We start from the raw sequence: 21401 nt of genomic DNA, 5'->3' as shown, positions 1-21401 counted from the left end.
ACGAAAACCATGGAAAACTTAAGGGCACAGCTTGTCAACATTGATTGGCAAGCCACTACTTCGCGTATTCATCAAAAAGGATATGCAACGATTTCCCGCATGCTGTCAGATATCCAATGTGAGGAGCTTCGACAGTTGTATGACAAACAAGGGATTTATCGCAAAACGGTGGCCATGGAGCGTTATCGCTTTGGTTTGGGAGAATACAAATATTTTGATTACCCTCTGCCGCCTTTGGTTCAAACCCTCCGGGAGGAAGTCTATCCCCGGTTGGTGCCTCTTGCCAATCAGTGGATGAAGAAGTTAAACATAAACCGGGTGTATCCCGGTACTTTACAAGCTTTGCAAGAAGCGTGTCATCAAAAGAATCAATTAAAACCGACTCCTCTGATTTTGAAATACGGGGAAGGAGGATATAACACGCTTCACCAAGATTTGTACGGAGAAATTTATTTTCCCTTTCAGCTTGTTTTGTTTTTAAGTGAGCCGGAAGACGACTATACCGGAGGAGAATTTGTGTTGACACAACAAAACTATATGGCCCAGTCCCAAGCTAAGGTATTACGTCCTCAAAAAGGGGATGTTTTGATATTCACCACCAACTTTCGACCCCATAAAGGGAACAGAGGGTATTATAAGGTTACGGTGAAGCATGGGGTAAGCGAAATCCATCAGGGTGAAAGGTACACCTTGGGAATTATTTTTCACGATGCATTGAGTTGAGTTATGATTTATCACAAGGAAATTCACTCTTTCGATTTATTGATGAAAATCAAGCATCAGGAGCTTTGCTATGGGGGAAATCAAAAGTTAAAAATTTATGGGAGTCTTCACTGTAAATCGGGCAAAAGAATGCGCAGGGAAACCCGTGTGTTTTTTGCCTCGGAAGCAGAAGCACTTGAGGAAGGATACCGCCCTTGTGGGCATTGTATGTCAGAAAAATACAAACAATGGAAAACAAAAAACAACCGATAAAAACGAGCTTATTTCATACCGGGCCTGCCAACAACTTACTGCCAAAGGACGGTACCGCACTCTACTTTGGAAAAATTCTACCGGTTGATAAGGCCCAACATTATTTTGAACGCTTGTTGGATACCATTGCCTGGAAAAACGATGAAGCGGTGATCTTTGGCAAACATATTATTACCAAACGAAAGGCCGCCTGGTATGGCGACCGTAACTATGCCTATACTTATTCCAACACCACCAAACAAGCATTGCCTTGGACAAAAGAATTGCTGGAGTTAAAAGCTTTGGTCGAATCCTATACCGGAACACCATACAATTCTTGTTTACTAAACCTGTACCACAATGGCGAGGAGGGAATGGCCTGGCATAGTGACGATGAAAAGGAATTGGGCAAAAATACAAGCATTGCTTCGTTGAGTTTGGGAGCAGACCGGAAGTTTGCCTTCAAGCACAAACAAGATAAAACGACCGTATCGGTAATACTGGAAAGAGGCAGTCTGTTGGAAATGAAAGGGAGTACGCAAACCCACTGGTTGCACAGTCTGCCCAAAACCAAAAAAGTAAAAACACCAAGAGTGAACCTGACCTTTAGAACAATGATCACGTCTACTTAAAATTCGCTTAACAAGCTTTTTTCCTTATTTTAGTCAGGTAAATTTTTAGTATCCGGAATATGATCAACCTGAAAACCTTTGAAGACTATGAGCGTTTGACCACGCCTAAACGCTTGATGAAATATGTGTTGATTTGGTGTGCCGAAGGGTGTGCTGAGTTGGTGGTGGATGAAATGGCATTGGACGTTCCCGCCAAGCATGTGTTAACCATTACCTCAGGACAGGTGCACTATTTTAAAAAGTTACAAGCGGGTACGAAGGGAATCATCCTTGAATTTACCTTGGATTTTTTCTGTAAAGATGACAAAGACATAGAGCTGATTTTTCACAATGGTATGTTTTGTCATTTTGCAATGAACGAAGTGGTTCCGGTTCGAAATTATGCGGTTATCGAAAGGCAATTGGAGCAAATCCGGGAAGAACTGCTTGAGCAACCCTATCAATATTTGATTTCCGTACATTCCAGAATCGAATTGATCTTGGTGGAAATCAACCGGTCCAAAGTGAACCGGGGAGATGAAATTTATAAACCGGATGCCTTATTCCTGAAATTTTTGGAGCTGGTGCGATCGAACTTTGAGCACAACTACTCCTTGAGCCAATATGCTGCATTACTCAGTACTACCGAAGCCAAACTAAACGAACAGGCCAAACTCCATACCGGCAAAACGGCTCAAAATGTGATTTACGGGTTGGTGGTTTCGGAGGCCAAGCGTTTGCTTACATATCAAAAGCTTTCCGTCAAAGAAGTGGCTTACTCCTTAGGTTTTAACGATCCTTTTTACTTTTCCAATTTCTTTAAAAAACATACCCTGCAATCTCCGAAAGCCTATCAGATCCAATACGCTTTGTAAATTTTACATGCTTTTCACCAAATTGTCTATGTTCTGAAGAGATGCTGCGGCCTACCTTTGTTTTCAAGTAAGATCTCCGGTACAGGTAGAAATAACAGGTGCTGAACAGAAATTTCAACATTAAATTATCAACCTTAATTGAAAAATCATGAACTCGAATATTGAAAATTATATCCTCCGTAGCCAGCAGCAAGATTGGAGTCCTTTACAAGAAGAGGGGATTAATACCCAGGGGATATTTGTGAAAGCATTGCGCTTTGATGAACAAACACAAAGACCTCCCTCTATCTTATTGAAGTTTGAACCCGGAGCCCAATACCCGTATCATAATCACCCGGCCGGAGAGGAACTGTTTGTGCTGGAAGGAGAGGCTATCATCGAAGGCGCAAAACTTACCGGCGGAGATTACCTGTACACACCTCCCCAATTCAAACATTCGGTTGCTACAGAAAAAGGATGTGTGTTGCTACTGATCGTTCCGGAGGAAGTGGAAATCTTGGAAAAGTAATGCGTATTTACAGTTCCGCTCTTAGTAGTGAATGGGCTTGAGTACAAGAGAGGTCTTTTAATCATCATCTGCGGTAATCCGGTATTAGTTTTATGTCTTTGAGGAAAGAAAAACAAGACTTTGAAAAAGGAAAAAGGGAATCTTTTTTCGATTCCCTTTTCATAAGTTATACGATCCTTGACTGTTACTTTTTATCTTTGATCAACACCCATGTATGCCCGGCATCTTCACTGATATAAACAAGCTTTCCACAAACAGCCTGAAAACGGTTATCATTTTTACTATCCACGTACAAGCCGCCACAGTCTCCCCGGGGAGCCCGCACTAATTCCCAATTGCCTGAATTTAAATCTTGTACATGTATAAATGCGCCCTTCTTTACAAAGTTGGTGGTTCTTGGCCCGATGACCAGTTTGTTTTGGGTTTCTTGCACTTCGGAAACTTTCTTGATTTCCGGACTGATTTCGACAGCTTCAAATTGAACCTTGTCATAAGGAGCTCTTAACAAACTCCAGTCATCTTCAATATGATAGGTAAAAATATAGATATGGTTTGCACCAAAACTGATATGAGGGCGGTTATAAGGATCATATTTCCTGTGGAAATCATCCTGTTTTTTCCATTGAAAGGGTTTTCCCTCCGAAACGTAAATATTGAAATTGCCGTCCACAACTAAAAATTTATTATTTCCAATGAATTTGAATTGAGAGTCCGTTGTGAGGCCTTCCGGATACTTAACCGGTTGAAGATCTTCATCGGGACCGTATAAATAGTGACCCTGGCCTAAATCCACAATCTTTTTTCCCTGATAGGATTGAGAGGATTGAACCTGTCGGTAAGTTCCGGTATGTAGCCGCTGGCTTCCCACAACGGTTCCGTTTTGATCTTTTTGCAGCTTGATCAACATACCCAACATGCCATAGAGATATTTTACGCCTTTTTGAGGATGTTGAGTTTCCCGTTCTACATAACTCTTTTCGAAAAAGGCAATCACCCTGTCTATGGTTTCTTGTTTGGTAAATTCCCAAGCGGTTTGAACGGGGGAAGTCCTGGATACATTAGGACTGACATACTTATTTTGCAGGTACCATTGAAGGTCTGCTTGGTTGTTAAGCGTCAAAAAGTAAATCTCATGGCGCTTTTTGTTCTTTTGGCTTCCTTTGCCAATAAACACCAATCCTCCGTTGGTAATTTTTCCATCCTCTATGGTAATTTTTCGTTTAAAGTCTAAAGTGAGTTTTTGGCCATACAAGTCTCCTCCGGTAAATTCCAATGATTCAATCTCATAATCTCCGGGCGAAAATTCTGCGATCAAAATATTATTTTTGGCAGTGATTTCTTTAAAGTTTTTGCTGATAATACTCCCCTTTGTAAAATTTACTCCAACTTTGTATTCCGGGTTGTAAGAGCCATTGTCCCAGGTAAATTGAATAGCAAAGAACCCTTTTCCATTAGCAAAGACATGCAGGGGAAGTAATAAAGTAATAAATACAAGCGCTACTACCAGTCGCCTGATTCCATTTTTTGATGGTTGCATAAGTGTACTTTTTTAGTGTAAATAATAAAGATTACCACATGTGAATGCGCGAGGTGTAATTTTTAGAATAAGCCATAGGGTATAATTATAAAAGCTTCCTGAACTATGGCGAATTTTCATACGTGATAACCTCAATACATTGTACTGTGATAATGGTTAATGTTTTGCATATTTTATACCAAGAGGGCCTTTGTTATCTTGAAAAAGTACAAAAACAGGTAAATGTTGTTACAAACTCTTTTAGCATCTAGCATAAGGCATAAACAATTGTATTGGAGATTTTGAAGTGCCTGGGGAGGGTATTGCAAAGCTTTATTTTTATGATTTATAAGTATCCGGTTTGCTTTTTGGGGATTTGTACCGATACTTTATCAAAATTAAAAATAGCCAAATGTTTGTACGTTTTTCATTTTAGCTTCTCTAACTTTAGGAGGCTATAATTGAAAGATGTCTAAGTTGTAACAACTGGATATTAAGTTTGAAACTAAATCTAATACAATGAACAGTTTAAAATTACTTTTGATTGCAGGGTTGTTTTTGATGGTGAGTTCCTGTAAAAAGGACGACCCATCCATTCGAGTTACGGATGAACAAGTCAATGAAATAGGTAATGTATTAGCAAAATGGGGGAACAGCCATTGTACAATGATTTCCATAGAAGAAAAAGACATTGTTTGGCAAGGGCCAAATGCCGGAGGGTGTAGTACTATCTATTTTGAGTACAAGACTCCTGATCGCGATTCTTTTTACGATTTTGAAGCCTTTGCAAAAGAAATGAAAAAGCTAGGTGTAGAAGATAGTTGGATTGAACGAGAAATTCTTTTCCGGAAAACGTATTTGAATCATGAAAACAAGGTAAAAGCCAACTTGAAAACGTTAATCGAAAGTTCCGGATGTGACGTTGAAAATCTTTATTCCCAGATCAGAAGTATGGACACTAATATTAACGAGGAAGAGTTGAGGCAATATTTGAATTGCTTGGGCAAGGTTGAATTTACGAAGGGAGCTTGGGGCCAGAGTAATGAAAATACTTCTTTATTAGAAGTATTTTAGAGAAATGAAACATATAATTTAGCGCATGTTTAAAATTCGTTGCGGGGGCTGCCCCTTTGGTGATAAAAATTTTCAGTTTAGGGTTCTCAGAAGATCATTTTTATGGTCCGACACTTCGGTGGTCCGACATATCGGTGGTCCGACATATCGGAAAATAATAACATTGTTTGACCGGAAAGGTGAGATCCAAAGGCTGGATGAGTGTAAAAGCCGCAGTGACAGCCCTGTAGGAATCAGAATATATGTCCGACTTGTTGAAAAATCGTAGTAGATTTACGATTTTGAAACCGGATAAGAAAACAAAGAGAAGTATGATCAAAGCCATAAGAACTCATTCGGGAAATCACGATTTTATTGCGCTTGTTCAACTGCTTGATGCAGAGCTGAAAAAAAGAGACGGAGAGGATCATTCCTTTTACGCTCAGTTCAATACCCTTGATCATATCGGCCATGTGGTGCTGGCTTATGAGGACGGAATCGCTTTGGGATGTGGAGCCATCAAAGTTTATGAACCGAATGTGATGGAGGTGAAGCGAATGTTTACTTTACCCACCGGAAGAGGAAAAGGAATTGCTTCCCGGGTATTGGCTGAACTGGAGAAGTGGGCAAGCGAAATGTCTTTTGAAAAATGCATCTTAGAAACAGGGCAAAAACAACCGGAAGCGATTGGGTTATATACAAAGAATGGATATAAGGTTATTCCGAATTACGGCCAGTATGCAGGTGTAGAGAATAGCGTGTGTTTTGAAAAAAGACTTGAAGTTCTGCAAAATGAAATCGGTTAGTTTCTGAGAAGAGATAGGCAGCCGTATGAATTACTTGAAAGGATTTCTAAAAACAAGCCGAATGAGTATTTGATAATTACCAATGGATATTGGCATCATCTCCGCTCTGTCGTTACTTAATGAGATTTTATTGATTGAAAATCTGTATGTCAGGGGAGGGGAAGAGCATTGAAGAACAAAATAGAACGTATAAGAATGATATTGAGTGAAAAGCAAATCAGATATGGTTTCAATTACTTTTTTAAAGAGGATACCGGTAAAGTTAGAAGCGTAGTTGCATTGTCTGAATATCAAGGTGAAACGAATTTAGTTATCCATTGTACCCAACTGGACGATCCTTCACTTTCTCAAAAAGAGAGGAAAAGAATTGTAATGGAATGGTGTGATTTCCTAAAAAGTAATCCTACACAGTTCACAGAGCTAACTTTTGGTACCCGGATGCCTCAGGAATTATTTGATGCGGTTTGTCATCAGGAAAATTTAACCCGTCTGAATATAAAATGGGGTGTTTATAAAGATATATCGGCTATTGCAAACCTCCAAAAACTGAACTTATTACATATAGGCTCCGGGGCCGGAGTGGAAAGTATTGTTCCTATCACCCAGCTGAAAAACCTGGTGGGTTTATCTGTCGAAAACTTCCGGAAAATTCCGGATTATTCACCTCTGTCCTCGATGAAGGGTTTGGAAAGCCTGAGTATTGAAGGGGATGGCTTAGGCCCGCAATACATACAATTGGATTCTCTTGAATTTTTAAAGGACCTTTCGCAATTGCGTTTTTTCAGGCTTTTGACCGCTCGTTTAAAAAGTAAAGATTACACTCCGGTGTTAGCCTTAAGGAATGTGGAGCATTTAAGCCTGAGAAGTGAACGGAACGTTAAAAAAATATACGAAGAACTGGTAGCGCTGCCTAAACTGAAATGGGGTCTTTTGAAAGAACGGCCGGAGAATTATCAAAAGAAATGACTTTTTAGAATCCACTGAAGATAATAGCCGCTGCAACCCGTAAAATGATGGAAAGGAGTGTTGAAAAGCGCAATATAGACAAAGTATTGTTGCGCTCAGGTATCTAACAAAGCGAACTTTTTATGTATGGAACAAATCCGAAAATACCTTGAACGAACCGCCCGGGTTACCGACAAGGATTGGCAAGTTATTTCTTCCAAATTGGTACGGCAAGAGTTTTCTAAAAAGACCTATCTTTTAGAAGTAGGACAGACGGAAAAACATTTGTCTTTTGTCGAAAAAGGTATTTTACGATTTTACGTACCAAAAGAAGGAAATGACCTGACGTTTAGTTTTGTCTTTCACAACAGTTTTGTCAGCGCATACGATTCTTTCTTGATGCAAATCCCTTCTACCTATCATATAGAAACGCTGACAACTACCGTACTTTGGCGCTTGACCTATGAGGATTTACAGGCAATTTACCAAGAAACGGAGATAGGGAATACCATTGGCAGGCATGCCAGCGAAGAATTGTTTTTGAAAAAATCCAGACGGGAGCTCTCCCTGTTGAACCATACTGCCGAGCAGCGGTATTTAAAACTGCTCACCGAGTACCCACATCTTTTTCAACAAGTTCCGTTAAAATACATCGCCTCTTATATAGGGGTGACTCCACAGGCATTGAGCCGGATCCGCAGACGAATTAATTAACTTGGGTTCATTGTTTCATTCCCCGTATCTGTTAACTTTTGTGAGGATAACTCAAATTGCGAAATGACTATAATAGGGCGGGGGCGTTTGAGTATTCAACCTGTTTTTAATTAATTTTATTAAATGAAAATCCTATGAACTACTCTTCAAAAATGCTTCGCGAAGATGCGCTTGAAAATAAGGTAATTGTTGTGACTGGGGGAGGAAGTGGCTTGGGAAAATCCATGACAAAATATTTTCTCGAATTAGGGGCTAAGGTAGCCATCACTTCCCGTAATTTGGAAAAGTTGCAAAATACCGCCACGGAATTGGAAAAGGAAACAGGTGGAAATTGCTTGGCTGTACAATGTGATGTGCGTCATTATGATCAGGTGGAGGCCATGCTTCAGGAGGTTTTAAACACCTTCGGTAAAGTAGACGTGCTGTTGAACAATGCTGCGGGAAATTTTATCTCTCCTACCGAACGCCTATCGGCCAACGCATTTGATACCATTATTGATATCGTACTGAAAGGAAGTAAAAACTGTACGTTGGCTTTTGGAAAACATTGGATCAATACTCAGCAGAAAAACACGGTGATTTTGAACATTGTCACCACCTACGCCTGGACGGGTTCGGGTTATGTGGTTCCCAGTGCTACGGCAAAAGCCGGCGTATTGGCCATGACCAAAAGTCTGGCAGTGGAATGGGCAAAGTACGGTATCAGAAGTAATGCCATAGCTCCGGGACCTTTCCCGACCAAAGGAGCCTGGGACAGGCTCTTACCGGGCAATTTGAAAGATAAATTTGATCTGGCTCAGAAGGTGCCGCTTAACCGGGTGGGAGATCATCAGGAATTAGCCAACCTGGCGGCTTATTTGGTGTCGGACTTTTCAGCTTACATCAACGGGGAGGTGATTACCATTGACGGTGGTGAGTGGCTAAACGGTGCCGGGGAGTTTAACTTTTTGGAGCATCTTGTTCCCAAAGATATGTGGGACAAACTTGAAGCAATGATTAAGGCGAAGAAGGGTAAGTAAGTTCAGGAGTAAGGCTTAGTTCTTTCCTACTGTGGTTTTGTTTTTGAATCGCATAGGAACATAAGATCACATAGTTTTTAAGGAGTTCGTTATTTTATTTCTATTGTGTTCTATGTACCTACTGTGGTTTTATTTTTGAATCGCATAGGAACATAAGATCACATAGTTTTTAAGGAGTTCGTTATTTCATTTCTATTGTGCCCTATGTGCCTACTGTGGTTTTGTTTTTGAACCCCATAGGAACATAAGATCACATAAGTTATTAGGAGCTTGTCATTTCATTTCTACTGTGCCCTATGTACCTACTGTGGTTTTGTTTTTGAATCGCATAGGAACATAAGGTTACATAGTTTTTAAGGAGTTCGTTATTTCATTTCTATTGTGCCCTATGTGCCTACTGTGGTTTTGTTTTTGAACCCCATAGGAACATAAGATCATATAGTTTTTAAGGAGTTCGTTATTTCATTTCTACTGTGCCCTATGTACCTACTGTGGTTTTGTTTTTGAATCGCATAGGAACATAAGGTTACATAGTTTTTAAGGAGTTCGTTATTTCATTTCTACTGTGTCCTATGTGCCTACTGTGGTTTTATTTTGAATCGCATATAGACGGTTTTTTAGAAATAAAAAATCAGGCTACCGACAAAATTTCGTCAATAGCCTGATTGATTTACAACAACATATTTAATCTATCACCGCTTTTCAATGGCTTCTTTAATGCCTTTCAGGTTTTCAGCAAAACCTTCCAGTTGTTCCAATAAAGCGGCTAATTGATTGTTTTTACCATAGCCTTTTTGCTTTTGGTTTTTCATAAATACTTGTTTGATCTCCTCCCAACGCATGGTAGAAGTTTCATCCAACCAACTCATCATATGTTTAAAGATCAGCATATTGGCTTCTGCACCGGTAGTGAGCGTTTGCGATTCGTTTTCATAATGAGAGAGCAATAAGGTTTGTAACTCCCTATCGTTCATCACCGGCATCACTTTTTCGGCCAGCTTGTTCATGTTACGGTACGAACCCTGTAATTTAAATGGAGGCTCGGTACGGTATTCGTCCGCTTGTGCGGCCGACTCAATATACTTCAGGTTAACCTTCAAAATGGCATCGCGAATTTTGAGCAATTTAGAAAGTACCCCTACATATTCGTTGAGCTCATCCGCTTCCATGTTGGCTTCGAAGTCCAATCCTTCCCGGTTTCCGGTTTCCGCATAGCGAACCACGGTATGGATATCTTTACGACTTCTTACGGCCAGTTTGGTTAATACCGGATTGGAAGTCAATGCATTTTCGATATAGCTCAGTCTGAATTGTTCTTCCGTATCTCCAATGATATCTCCCAGGTTGTATGTATCTGCACGGTTGGCCAACATATCCGGGATTCTGAATTTTTCTCCACTTTCCGTATACGGGTTACCTGCCATTACCACACATACCCTTTTTCCTCTCAGATCATAGGTTTGAGGCACGCCTTTGTATACCCCTTCGATCTTACGCTGACCGTCACAAAGGGAAATGAATTTTTGTAAAAACTCCGGGTTACAGTGCTGAATATCATCCAGGTACACCATGACATTGTCACCCATTTCAAAGGCCAGGTTGAGCTTTTTCAATTCTTCTCTGGCACTGGCGTTGCCGGCATCATCGGGGTCGAGAGAAGTGACCTGGTGTCCGATAGCCGGTCCGTTGATTTTCATGAAAATCAATCCTACCCGGTTGGCAATGTATTCCATCAGGGTTGTTTTCCCGTATCCGGGAGGGGAAATTAACAAGAGCATCCCCATCAAGTCCGTACGCTTGTTATGGCCTACCACCCCGATTTGCTTGGCCAGGTTATCTCCGATAAGGGGTAAATACACCTGGTCTACCAATTGGTTTCTTACAAAAGAACTCAACACTCTGGGCTTAAACTCATCTAACCTGATTTGTTTGCGGAAATCTTCTACCATCGACTTCTTCAGCGACTGAAATTTCAGGAAGTCAGGGACTACATGTGTTTCAAAATGCTTAAGTTTATCGATGAAAGTGTGATAATTGAGTGTGTAATTCCCTTTTTCGATAGAAGTATGTTCGCCACTCAAGCCTTCAACCATCTGTTCTACTTCTACATTCAAAACATTTAGGTTGTTGAAGGTATTGGTGAACAGCAGTACCGCCGCTTCTTCAAGGCTGTTTGCCAGATGTTCTTTGCCTTCTGTTTGTTGCATTTGCAGCCAAGCTTTTAGCCAATCAACGATCAGGCTAAAGGCATCTTCAGGCGTGTTTTTCAGCGCATTTACCGATTGAACATAGGCCTCTTTTGCATTTTTGGCTTGCAAGTCATTGGTAAATCCTTCATAGATGATGGCTGCTTCCCTACTGATCGTAAAGGTGTCTTTTTCCGCTAATTCAAGGCTCAGGTAGGTAGCGGCATCTTCCACAATAGTAGGTGAGAACAATCCGGAACGTTCCACAAAAGCCTCTATTTCTGTAGCCAGATCGCCAATTAGCTCTTGCTGGTCTTCACTATTAGGGAAAAGCTTTCTGATGACTGCTTGTCCACGAATCCGGTGTAACAACAGTTCTTTAGAGTTGGCTTGTTCCGTGTTTTCGGCAAATACCTGCCACCATAAAGCCGCACAAGCGCGGGCTACGGGTGTAAATCGCAACAGGGCAATCCGGCTTTCCAAGTCAATCAACTTTTGAAGCAGAATGGCGGCATCCGCATCATGAACCCCTTTCTGATAACCTTCTTGGTAACGAGGAGCCATAAATGCCTGGATTTTTTCCGCAAGCTCTTTTACAGGTAAGCCTGCATGTGCGTCCAAGGTTTGCTCTTGCTTGATTTGTTTCAAATATTGATAAGCCAAGTATTCCCCCCGGTACACCTCCCGGTTTTCGGAAACAATCTCCTGGGTGAGGATGGCCGGCTGAAATTGATGGTCAACCAAATCCGCTTTTTCGAAGAAGTTGGTCCCGGAGAGGTGGTAATACAAATCACCGTCACGTTGCACCAGACTCACATCCAAGGCTTGTACATTCACGGAGAAGCGGTGCTTGCCCAGTGTGATGACATTTTCACCTTCGGCAAATAAATCCTTCCGGTCTTTTAATTGTCTGACAGCTTCTTCCTTGGTGGCATTCAACTTACTTTGCAAGTCATCTGCCTTCACGTTATCCTCCAGCGATTGCAGTTGCGTAATCATTTCCTGCACTTTGTGCACCATGATGTCAGCGGCAAAGTAGGCATTGATTTCGCTTACCTCTTTAAAGGATTTTACCTTGTGTTCAATGCTTTTTAAGATTCGTTCGGCAGCTGTTTGCAGCGAAGTTGCTTTTTTGTTTCGCTGTTCAACAAGGTTGAGTTTTCTACTTTCAAAAGCTTGGTAAACTTCGTCTCTTTTGTCTGCCAGTTGCGGGATGAATTCATCGAAATCCGCAAACTTACCTTCCAATTCCTCCAATTGTACCATTAGCCGGGTCATGTATTCCTCACAGCGCTGAGGAGAGTCACTTACATCCAGGTAGTTGACTACAGACTGACCAATCAGGCGGAGTTGTGCCGCAAACTCGGCTTTGGCTTCGGTGCCCAACAGGTTTTTGCGCACCTGTTTTAACTTGGCTTTTACCTGGTTGAGTGAGGCATAAATGTCGGAAATGCTATCGATGATTTCGGTAGTCTGTGTCGCATCTTCGATTTTAAGATTACTGACAATCTCGATTAACATTTCCAGTTCCTGGCCGATCTGGTCATTTTCCCCCTGAATGGCATCCGCTTCAGCGACTTTACTAACCTCTTCGATCTTGTCGTTTTGTCCGGCTACTTTTTGCTGATAAGGAAGTAAGGAGTCTTCCTGTAAAAGGAAGAGTACGCATTTTTGAGAAACATCTTCATTTTTTTCGGCCAGTTGTTGCTCTAAAGCTTCAATGGCCGGAATATCCGCATAGCGCAGTTCTTTTAAAGAGATCGTGTCTCCCCGAAGTTTGCGAATGCTGGCAAGAGTTTGCACAAAATCATCTATTTCCTTGTATTGTCTTCTTCTGACCTTATCGATCAGCTCCTTTGCCTGCTGCGATATTTGCCCTACGGCTTCGAGGGTCGCCTTTTTTATTCTCCTTACCTTTTCGAATTCCTCAATAGCCACTACGGCATTCTGGTGGATTTCCGTCAAAACCGTATCGATCTGATAGGCTTCCTCATGACTGATCCAGTAATAACTGTCACCGATCTCGCTGGATTTTTTGGCTACATCCTGGTAAAGGGTGGCGTAAGCATCTTCTTTTTGTAAGAGTTTCATCAACTCGTTACATTCTGCCATCGCCCTTACAATATCTTTGTTTCCTACCTTGTACAGATAGCTTTCGTTTTGGGTAGGGACTTCGTAGTCAGGGTGTACATACGGAGTTTGCCAAAGCTGAAGCGCATGGTGCTTTTTAGGCTCGTGGTCAGCTCTGAAGTATATCAACTCTCCATTTCGGAAGAAGGAAAAACCGCTACAAGTCACCGGACTTTCCACAGCTTGTTCTATCCTGTTGTAAGAGAGCAAAACATAGTCGCCTACTGCCGGGTTGTAATAGACAAAGAGAAAGTCTTCTCCATTGGGAGAAATGATTTTTTTCTCAAAGCGCATTCCGGTAAGGCTTTCGTCATATACCTTTAATTCTCCGGTTTGCAAGTAATAGCCTTGGGAAAAGATAATCCCCTGCTCATCGGGTAGCAGTACGCAAGTGTCTTTAATGCTGTCGATCCGGTGTACTTCGCCCAGTTTGTGGTTAAACACGAAAAAGCGAAAATGTTCTTCCATGTACGGCTTGATCTTCAGCAAGATCAAGTTACCCAAATCGGCAAAGTAAATTTCCGCATCGTCCAGTGTTTGCTCGTGATGGCTGACCTCTTCCTGATAAATTCCCTCGCCTGACTCGGTGTTGTCTTCAATTTTGATGGTGAGGTCACCACCAATAGTTTCCACAAACACCTTGTCCAGAATGGAAATATGAGGGTGATCCCCTTCCCGGTGGTGGTCACGGCTGGCCCTTTTCCATTCCAGTTCGTGTTGCTCCGGGTATTTTATTTCATGGTCGCTACGGTTGTCGATGTACTGTAGCTCTCCGTCTTCCATTAAAAACTTGAAAGCTTTTACACTGTTGGTGTTTTTGGAAGTCTGAAACTTGAGATAAAGGTGTGGCCCGATAACCACAAATTTTGCAAAGGTTGTATGTTTATAGTACTTGTAGAGTTGGCGGAAATCTTCGGAAAAACGCTCGTCAGATAATAGTGACAGCTCTTTTAGATGGAAACTATGATCTTCCGAACGGAATTGATACACACTGAAAACATCGGAGACTTCCACTTCGGATTTTAAACCGATATGCACATTGTACCCAAAAAGGAAATGGTCTCCAACGGCAATCATATCACGGGGGATACAGTTGTTTTCCGTACTGATCCGCTCGTTTTTAAGTAAAGTAGTGGGGATATTTCCGAAGGTATCTTTCCGGACCTGGTTGAGTTGATTTAATTTTTCCTGTAGTGTATTGCCACTTTGCTTCAGCCTCTGCCTCAGGATCTCATAGGTACCCGCATCAATTTGTGGCGCTTCCGAAGCTTGTGGTGTTGAATTTTCTTCCATTAGCAGATGATAAATATAAGTACCATTATCAAATTTTAAGTACTGTAAGAAGTGTTCTAACAGGTTAAAAAGACAGTTGTGCCGGCATCCAAACCGGCATCCGGAGGTTTACGAAGGGCCGGTTTGAATGCACAACTGTTACTGATGGTTAGATACCCAAGGTCTTCACCGGTATATCGGCAAGGCCCGTATTTTTAGCGTGTTCCATCAGATTTTCCAACATATTCTTCTCCTTGCTGTCATTGGTATAGCTGGAGAGCTTCAGTAACAAAGCGGATACACTCAGGTTGCGAATATCTTCGGAGGTCAAGCCAAATTTTGCAATCATGTTTTTTACATTTTCAAGCATGTTGCCATTCTCAGAATCAAGCAAGTTATGTTTGATTTCCTGAACCGTCTGGCTGTGATTGACAAACCGGTCTACGGACTTGCTGCTGGTAATGGATTGAATGATTTTCTCAAAGAACATGCTATCTCCACCCACAATATCGATGTTGGCGGCTTTCAAGCCTTCACTCATGATTTGGGCTTGTGCCAAGGCAATGTCTTTCTGTACGTTGACTTTTGCCATTTCCAAGTCTTTTTCCATTTGCAATTTCAAGCGGAACTCTTCCAAATCTCTACCGGCTTCATCCAGCAATTTGTTGGCTTCTGCTTCGGCTTTGATTCTTTGTGCTTCCACCAAGGCTTTCTCTTGTGCCACTTTGGCTTCGGCCATTCCTTGTTTTTCGATGGCCTGAGCTTTGGCTTCCATTCCTTTTGCTTCTGCAATGGCGGTTTCTTCGATGGTTTTCGCATCGGCCGTGGCCTGCAATTCCTGCGCTTGCGCTTTGGATTCGATCACTTTGGCTTCGGCCAGACCTTGGGCAGCTTCGTCTTCCACTTTCGCTTTGGCCAGTACTTTGGTCGCTTCCGCTTGCTTTTCGGCAATCATGAAGTCCGCATCTGCATCAATACGTTTTTGTTTCGCTTTGATTTCAGCCGCTTGCCTTTGCGCTTCCGCAGATTTTACTTCTTTCAGTAACTCTTCTTCGGCTTCTTGTTCTGCCTTGGTGATGGATACCTTTTTGAGACGCTCTGCTTCTGCAAAGGCTTGAGTATCTTTGATTTTCTCTTGCTCTTCCACTACGGATTTTTCAAGAATGATCCGCTCTTTAATGACATCCTGAATATTGCGTTTTTCCTCTTCGAGCGCTTTTTCTTTGGCAATTTGTGCCAGCGAAACGATTTTTTCTCTTTCGGTTTCTTCCAGCATTCTTTCTTTTTCCAGGCGCTCGGACTCTACCGCATCTACTTTCTCTTTGTTCTTTTGCGCAATGATTACCTGCCGTTCTTTATTTTGGTTGGCAATTTCCAGCTCTTCATCTACACGGATACGGGCATTCTCAGCTTTCAACCTTTCCTCTTGTTCTACCATGGAGGCCGCAGAATTTTCTCTTGAGCGAATGTTGGCAATTTCCCTTTTTTGCTTCTCTTCGGCTTCCGATTGTTGTTTTTCCAATTCCAATACGGCTTCCTTTCTTTCCACATCCTGCTTTTTGATGGTTTTCACCTCATCGTTCCGGATTTTGTTGGCCAATATTTTTTGTTCAGCCGTTTTTTCGGTAATCTTTTTGATACCTTCGGAATCCAGAATATTGTCGGGATCCAGGAAAGAAGGAGGTGTTTGCTCTAAGTGATCAATGGCACAGTCTTCCAAAATGTATCCGTTCAGATCGGTACCGATGGCTTTTCTGACCATGTTGTTCAACTCATCTCTGGAGTTGTATAGATCGATGAAGTCGAATTGTTTACCCACGGTTTTTAGCGCTTCTGAAAACTTTGCTTCAAACAGATTAATCAACAGACTGGTATCCGAAGCCCGTTCGCAACCGATAGCTTGAGCCACATCCATCACATTGTCGCGGTTGACCCTCACAAAGAATGCGACCCGTATATCTGCACGGAGGTGATCTTTACAAATCAATCCGTTTTTGCCTTCCCTGTTAATTTCAAAATTCTGCACGGAAATATCCATCACTTCCATTCTGTGCAATATTGGTACAACCATCCCTCCGTTAAAAAAGACTTTAGAACCGCCAACCCCTGTACGGACAATGACTTTTCCCTGTGGGATCTTTTTGTAAAAACTGGCGACTAGGGCAATCGTACCAAAGACAATGACTGCAGCGACAATCAAAATAATAATTAGAGTTTCTCCAAGCATACGTTTTAGAAATTAAAAATTTGTAATTCAGTTTGATATAAGTAAAATGTTTCATTCAAATTGAAGCGTGATACGCCTCTACCACATAGCAGTTTTTGCTTTCTTTGCGCAGAAGCACCAGTGCCTGATCGCCTTTGGAAAGCGGCAAACCATCGTGAGTAATTACATATACTGTTTGGGTGATTCCATCCAGTTTTACTTCTGCCAAGCCCATATTTTCCCCATCGGCCTGACTGCGTAAAGTACATACCTTTCCTACCACCTCTATATCATCGGGCTTGTTGATGTGTTGAAAGACTTTTACAAAAGGCATACAGGCCACTTTGGTGATCAACAAACTCCCGATACAAAGCGGAATGCTTAAAAGTGCTGCGATTCCCCAGGAAGTATTGCCAAGGTAATAGTTGGCAAGGACCGACCCGACCCAGGCAAACAAGGCAAAGAAGCTGATGATGATCATAACGGGTATTTCACCGATGTGGAAAAAATGTAGTACACCACTCAGAGCACTTCCACCGGAAACACCTACGTCTGTATCTGCATCAATGTCTACATCTGCATCAGCATCCAAATCAAAACTGCTGAGGTCGAGTATGCCAATAAATGTAGCCAGCCAATACAGCGAGATCAGTATCATCAGAAAGGTATAAGGCAGGTTTACTGACTCTAAAGCATATTTTAAAAATTCCATTACCTTCACTTAAAGAGTTAGACATAGTATTTCCGGAAGAGGAGTGAGCCTCTTTTTATCAATGAATGACCCAATACGGTATTTAATGATTTTTCTCCTTGGGTGTGTATAAAAAACCGACCTTTCCGGAGGAGCTTGAGCGTACAAAAAATTTATCCATAGATTACTGTTAGTTAAAAGTTTTTAAACGTAAGTTTTATAAGATTCTGGTATGAATGATGACAATTACTTTTCTTTTTGTGAAATGAATGACAAAGTACTCCCCTATGAGACGGGTCCGTCTCCATTTATCACTATTTTAAGATGTTTGATGAGAGTATGTCCTTGGTAAGGGAAAGCCTTTTTACTTTCCAATCTGCAAAACTTGACGTATTGCAGTTAAAACAGATCTAATTGTTGTCGATCATTAATAAGAATTAAAATAATTCTGTTAAATACTTCTATGGCAAAAGAATGATGAGAGGAGTAGCCGTAATTTGTTTGCCCTGAATTCTTTCCTGTTTTACTACCATATTCACATTATTATTTTACTGAAAAAATAATACGGAGGTTACATAAAAATATAAATATTTACAGAAGTTCATATTTTGTTCATTTTCCCCAAAATGTACTGCTAAGTATCAAAGAACGTATTAGAGGTCATTGGAGTCTTTGTCAGGCAGGGTGGTTTCCAAGCTTACACCCTTTATTTCTTACAAATTGTGATCATTTCCCTATATGCCCCTTGTTCGCGGCTTCTCATTCAAAAAGCGAATTAAAAGTGCAATGTGCTAATTTAATATAAATTAACTATAATATGGTATTGCTTTATCTGGCTGTTGCAATGTTTCATGATTGTGCAAAAGAGAAATGTTCTTTATAGGCAAAAATCAGATTGCGCTTAACTGTTCTCTTGTAAGTTTTTTGTTTGAGGGCATTCGGTAAAGTACTTTATTTTACAATTCATCCTGTCTGCCCCGTTACTTGTTACAAGTAAAGAATTTTCGTCGGTTGATTGTTATATTAAGGCTTGTCTGTGTCGATAGAGGACTCATGAAATTTTGCTTCGTGGGTAAATAAACCCGTATCGTGATGTAAATTTGGACGGAGAGATCAGAAAAACTCAACCTCAAGCCTTGTAAATTATTGATAAAAGCGAATAAGTGCTTTGATGAAAAAAGTACTGGTATTTATGAAAAAAAATCTATGGTTCATCGTACTATACAGTTTCATCGTTTTTAACGGTGAAATATTGAACGCACAGTCTATTTCGGCTTCAACAGAATCGACCAAAAATACTTTTCTTGGAGAAAAAAGACTTACTGATTTCCTTGATAGTATTCAGGGGCTTGATCCGGAAACCTGGATAAAGGAAGTATCCGTTAAAGTCGATTCGACATTGAACGGGCAAGAGGTGTTGAATATGAAAATAAACGATGCGGATATGGCTCAATTAAAAGAAGCTTGCCGGAAGGGAAAGTTGGCATTGACCTTGGCAAAGAGAATTTTTCCGGACTTTGAAAAAGATAGCATATACTTGAATATGGTTCATGAGGGACATATCCCGGCCGAGTTGATTTCATTTGATAAAAACAGGTTTGACTTTGACAAATTTGCCATATCGATTGGTTATCCGGGTATGTGGGAAAATGATGTGTATTTCTTTTCCAAAAATACACTCATCGCCAAACACCAAGTCTATCACCGGTACGGATTGGCGTTGAAACACTTTAAAAATCAGAAAAATGAGACGCTTATTTATTATCCTGTAAATTATGGCAGTGGCTCGGGAACGTGGTGGTTTCAATTCAATTTTTATAAATATTCGGATAACGCATTGCTGCCTGTGTTGACGGAACTTAAAGAGGCAAACCTCCAATTTCCGTGGGGTATAAGAGCATACAGAATGCAAGCAACACTAATTAGTACCGACCCGTTACGCCTTCAATTTGTTTATGATTGTCAGTTGACAAGTAAGGAAAATCATTTTATTTCAATTGTCAATGACTCTACTGAAATACACTATCGCTTTGATAAGGCAGCAAACCGCTATGTAGGTGATTTTGCGAATGCGCATCTCGATGATCGAACATTATGTGCTAATTACCTTTACTTTGCCAGTAATAGTACGGAGCTTCTTTTCATTCATTCGCATTATGCCTTATTGAGGGCCCTTTTGATGGGGGAAGACCAAGAAAAAAGAGGAGCGGTCATTCACTACCTCAACAGGGTATATAAGCAAGAGATGGAAAAATTGAAACGCTGATTTTATCGGTTGTAAAGAGTTTGTTGGCCCTTGTTTCTACTGCTATTCTCAGGTAAATCATAAAATCCCCGGAAACAAGGAGGTATCTTTTCCAAAGGCTGTTTACATTTGAATTCTCAATTTCGAACCAAAACAAAAACTATGGATTATCTTGCCAAAGGACCCGCATCCACTGACGGACAGAGTGGTTATTTTTCGCAAACGCAAAGAACCCTCACAGTAGAATTGGTGCCTAGTGGCATCTACTTGGACGAGGATTTAGGAGTTATGGGGCATTTGATGGCTTATTTTGACCCCAAAGAATGGGATGTGAAACAGGAAGGGTTGATTTATACCGATGCACAGTTTGAAAAGGATGTCCGGGATTTGTTAAAAAACGCTGGCTTACAACACTATGAAGATATTTGTTACTCAGAACAGGGCATGCAAGGAGATGACTTTGTGGATTTTGATTTGGGACCTGATCTGGCCGAAGAACTGTATGTAAAAGGCTTTGTAGAAAGGCAGTTCTATTTGATAAGCGGCTCCGCATCTACCGATGGGCGGAGTGGGGGACATACCCAAACCCAAAAGACCATCGGGGTGTCTTTGGAAGCCAATACCTGCGTATCTCCAGAAAAAAAAGTAGTGGGGTCTCTGCACGCTATTTTTGATCCTATGGAATGGTATGTAAAACAGGAGGGGCTGATTTGCATGGACAAGCAGTTTTGGGAAGATATCCGGGACATGTTAAAACAAGCAGGAATTCAGCACTATGAGGACTTCTCTTATTCCGAGCCGGAAAAACAAAATGCCGTTTTTGTGCATTTCGATTTGGGGGATGCCCTGGCCCAAGAACTGTTTGACAAGGGACTGGAGGAATTAAAAAAAATACCGAAAAGTTAATTTGCCTGTATCATAACCAATCCCCCGGCTTAGGTCTTCCGGGGGATTTTATTTTTTACAGATCTGGCATTTATTTGTTTTTACAACTGAAAAACCCTCACCCTATACTTGGAGTTAATAAAGCTAATTACCAATTAATTCTTAAATAATTTAGATAGCTTTGAGTTTGTTACCTTTTGGAGCATATTCTTCTGACAACTTACTTCACGGTACCATGGAAATTAAAACTCATCTCTTTAACGGTTCAAAAATAGCCGAAATCATCTCAGACCGTATTGTAATAGCATCGGCAGAAGAGGGATTGGATGTATTAGGTAATGTGTATTATCAGGGGTTTGATAGCTTAGTACTTCATCAACAGAACATAACACCTGATTTTTTTGACTTGAAAACCCAAATGGCAGGTGAGATTTTGCAAAAGTTTTCAAATTACCGGGTCCGGCTGGCAATTGTAGGGGATTTTACGCAAGTGGATAGCCAAAGCCTTCGGGATTTTATATTTGAAAGCAATAAAACAGGGCTTGTCAATTTTGTCAACTCCACCCAACAAGCCCTCGAAATACTTTCCAGTTGTTGACTGAAGCCGCTTGCTGGCTTCAGTCATGAGAACGCTCTACCATCATAACTGCTATACAAATTTGTCTAGTGTTATGTTAATCATTAAATGACGGATAAAGTCTTTTTAGTTTCACTCTTGATTCCTTGGTGGTAAACTGCCAGTTTATCCGACTTTCTTTGTTGTTGCGGTCATTTTGCCAAGCATT

At 41.1% G+C, this 21401-nt stretch carries 17 protein-coding genes; 13 read left to right on the top strand and 4 right to left on the bottom strand.

All coding sequences use genetic code 11. The features are described from left to right. Positions 1-9 precede the first annotated feature (9 nt). The 5 genes from AAG747_RS27585 to AAG747_RS27565 all read left to right on the top strand — a co-directional run bounded on the left by AAG747_RS27585 (position 10) and on the right by AAG747_RS27565 (position 2948). Complete coding sequence (locus AAG747_RS27585) at positions 10-723, top strand: 2OG-Fe(II) oxygenase (protein WP_346824491.1); 714 nt, start codon at positions 10-12, stop codon at positions 721-723. A gap of 3 nt (positions 724-726) precedes the next feature. Then, positions 727-975 (top strand): Ada metal-binding domain-containing protein, encoded by a 249-nt coding sequence (locus AAG747_RS27580; RefSeq protein WP_346824490.1) that lies wholly within the window; start codon positions 727-729, stop codon positions 973-975. After that, on the top strand, positions 951-1586 hold the full coding sequence (locus AAG747_RS27575; protein ID WP_346824489.1) for an alpha-ketoglutarate-dependent dioxygenase AlkB family protein: 636 nt from the start codon (positions 951-953) through the stop codon (positions 1584-1586). The genes AAG747_RS27580 and AAG747_RS27575 overlap by 25 nt, the downstream gene beginning before the upstream one ends. 59 nt (positions 1587-1645) lie before the next feature. Next, the gene (locus AAG747_RS27570; RefSeq protein WP_346824488.1) at positions 1646-2440 is read left to right on the top strand and encodes a helix-turn-helix domain-containing protein; all 795 of its coding nucleotides are present in this window, start codon (positions 1646-1648) and stop codon (positions 2438-2440) included. Between the two features lie 148 nt (positions 2441-2588). After that, a complete protein-coding gene (locus AAG747_RS27565) occupies positions 2589-2948 on the top strand; it encodes a cupin domain-containing protein (protein WP_346824487.1) in 360 nt (119 codons plus the stop codon). A gap of 184 nt (positions 2949-3132) precedes the next feature. On the opposite strand, the gene AAG747_RS27560 is transcribed toward AAG747_RS27565, so the two are convergent. After that, positions 3133-4485 (bottom strand): hypothetical protein, encoded by a 1353-nt coding sequence (locus AAG747_RS27560; protein WP_346824486.1) that lies wholly within the window; start codon positions 4483-4485, stop codon positions 3133-3135. A 498-nt stretch (positions 4486-4983) separates the two neighbouring features. Between AAG747_RS27560 and AAG747_RS27555 the strand changes: the two genes are divergently transcribed. The 5 genes from AAG747_RS27555 (at position 4984) to AAG747_RS27535 (ending at position 9001) form a co-directional block, all read left to right on the top strand. Continuing rightward, the gene (locus AAG747_RS27555; RefSeq protein WP_346824485.1) at positions 4984-5538 is read left to right on the top strand and encodes a hypothetical protein; all 555 of its coding nucleotides are present in this window, start codon (positions 4984-4986) and stop codon (positions 5536-5538) included. Positions 5539-5849: 311 nt separating this feature from the next. Beyond that, a complete protein-coding gene (locus tag AAG747_RS27550) occupies positions 5850-6323 on the top strand; it encodes a GNAT family N-acetyltransferase (RefSeq protein WP_346824484.1) in 474 nt (157 codons plus the stop codon). Positions 6324-6602: 279 nt separating this feature from the next. Then, complete coding sequence (locus AAG747_RS27545; RefSeq protein WP_346824483.1) at positions 6603-7289, top strand: leucine-rich repeat domain-containing protein; 687 nt, start codon at positions 6603-6605, stop codon at positions 7287-7289. Positions 7290-7415: 126 nt separating this feature from the next. After that, positions 7416-7982: a Crp/Fnr family transcriptional regulator gene (locus AAG747_RS27540; RefSeq protein WP_346824482.1), complete on the top strand. Its 567-nt coding sequence runs from the start codon at positions 7416-7418 to the stop codon at positions 7980-7982. Between the two features lie 134 nt (positions 7983-8116). Further along, the gene (locus tag AAG747_RS27535) at positions 8117-9001 is read left to right on the top strand and encodes an SDR family oxidoreductase (RefSeq protein WP_346824481.1); all 885 of its coding nucleotides are present in this window, start codon (positions 8117-8119) and stop codon (positions 8999-9001) included. Between the two features lie 692 nt (positions 9002-9693). On the opposite strand, the gene AAG747_RS27530 is transcribed toward AAG747_RS27535, so the two are convergent. From AAG747_RS27530 to AAG747_RS27520, 3 genes are all read right to left on the bottom strand, one after another. Then, a complete protein-coding gene (locus tag AAG747_RS27530) occupies positions 9694-14610 on the bottom strand; it encodes a DNA repair ATPase (protein ID WP_346824480.1) in 4917 nt (1638 codons plus the stop codon). 148 nt (positions 14611-14758) lie between these two features. After that, complete coding sequence (locus AAG747_RS27525) at positions 14759-16816, bottom strand: flotillin family protein (protein ID WP_346824479.1); 2058 nt, start codon at positions 16814-16816, stop codon at positions 14759-14761. Positions 16817-16871: 55 nt separating this feature from the next. After that, complete coding sequence (locus AAG747_RS27520) at positions 16872-17507, bottom strand: hypothetical protein (protein WP_346824478.1); 636 nt, start codon at positions 17505-17507, stop codon at positions 16872-16874. Positions 17508-18678: 1171 nt separating this feature from the next. Here AAG747_RS27520 and AAG747_RS27515 point away from each other — a divergent pair. The 3 genes from AAG747_RS27515 (at position 18679) to AAG747_RS27505 (ending at position 21214) form a co-directional block, all read left to right on the top strand. Further along, the gene (locus AAG747_RS27515) at positions 18679-19752 is read left to right on the top strand and encodes a hypothetical protein (protein WP_346824477.1); all 1074 of its coding nucleotides are present in this window, start codon (positions 18679-18681) and stop codon (positions 19750-19752) included. Between the two features lie 141 nt (positions 19753-19893). Continuing rightward, entirely contained in the window at positions 19894-20637 is a 744-nt protein-coding gene (locus AAG747_RS27510) for a hypothetical protein (protein WP_346824476.1), read from the top strand. A gap of 214 nt (positions 20638-20851) precedes the next feature. Continuing rightward, positions 20852-21214: a DUF4180 domain-containing protein gene (locus AAG747_RS27505; protein ID WP_346824475.1), complete on the top strand. Its 363-nt coding sequence runs from the start codon at positions 20852-20854 to the stop codon at positions 21212-21214. The last annotated feature ends 187 nt before the right edge of the window (positions 21215-21401 follow it).

The sequence above is a fragment of the Rapidithrix thailandica genome (assembly GCF_039710355.1).
In the GTDB taxonomy this organism is placed as follows: domain Bacteria; phylum Bacteroidota; class Bacteroidia; order Cytophagales; family Flammeovirgaceae; genus Rapidithrix; species Rapidithrix thailandica.
Note: the sequence above shows the minus strand (reverse complement) of the source record. Positions and strands in the feature narration are given on the sequence as shown.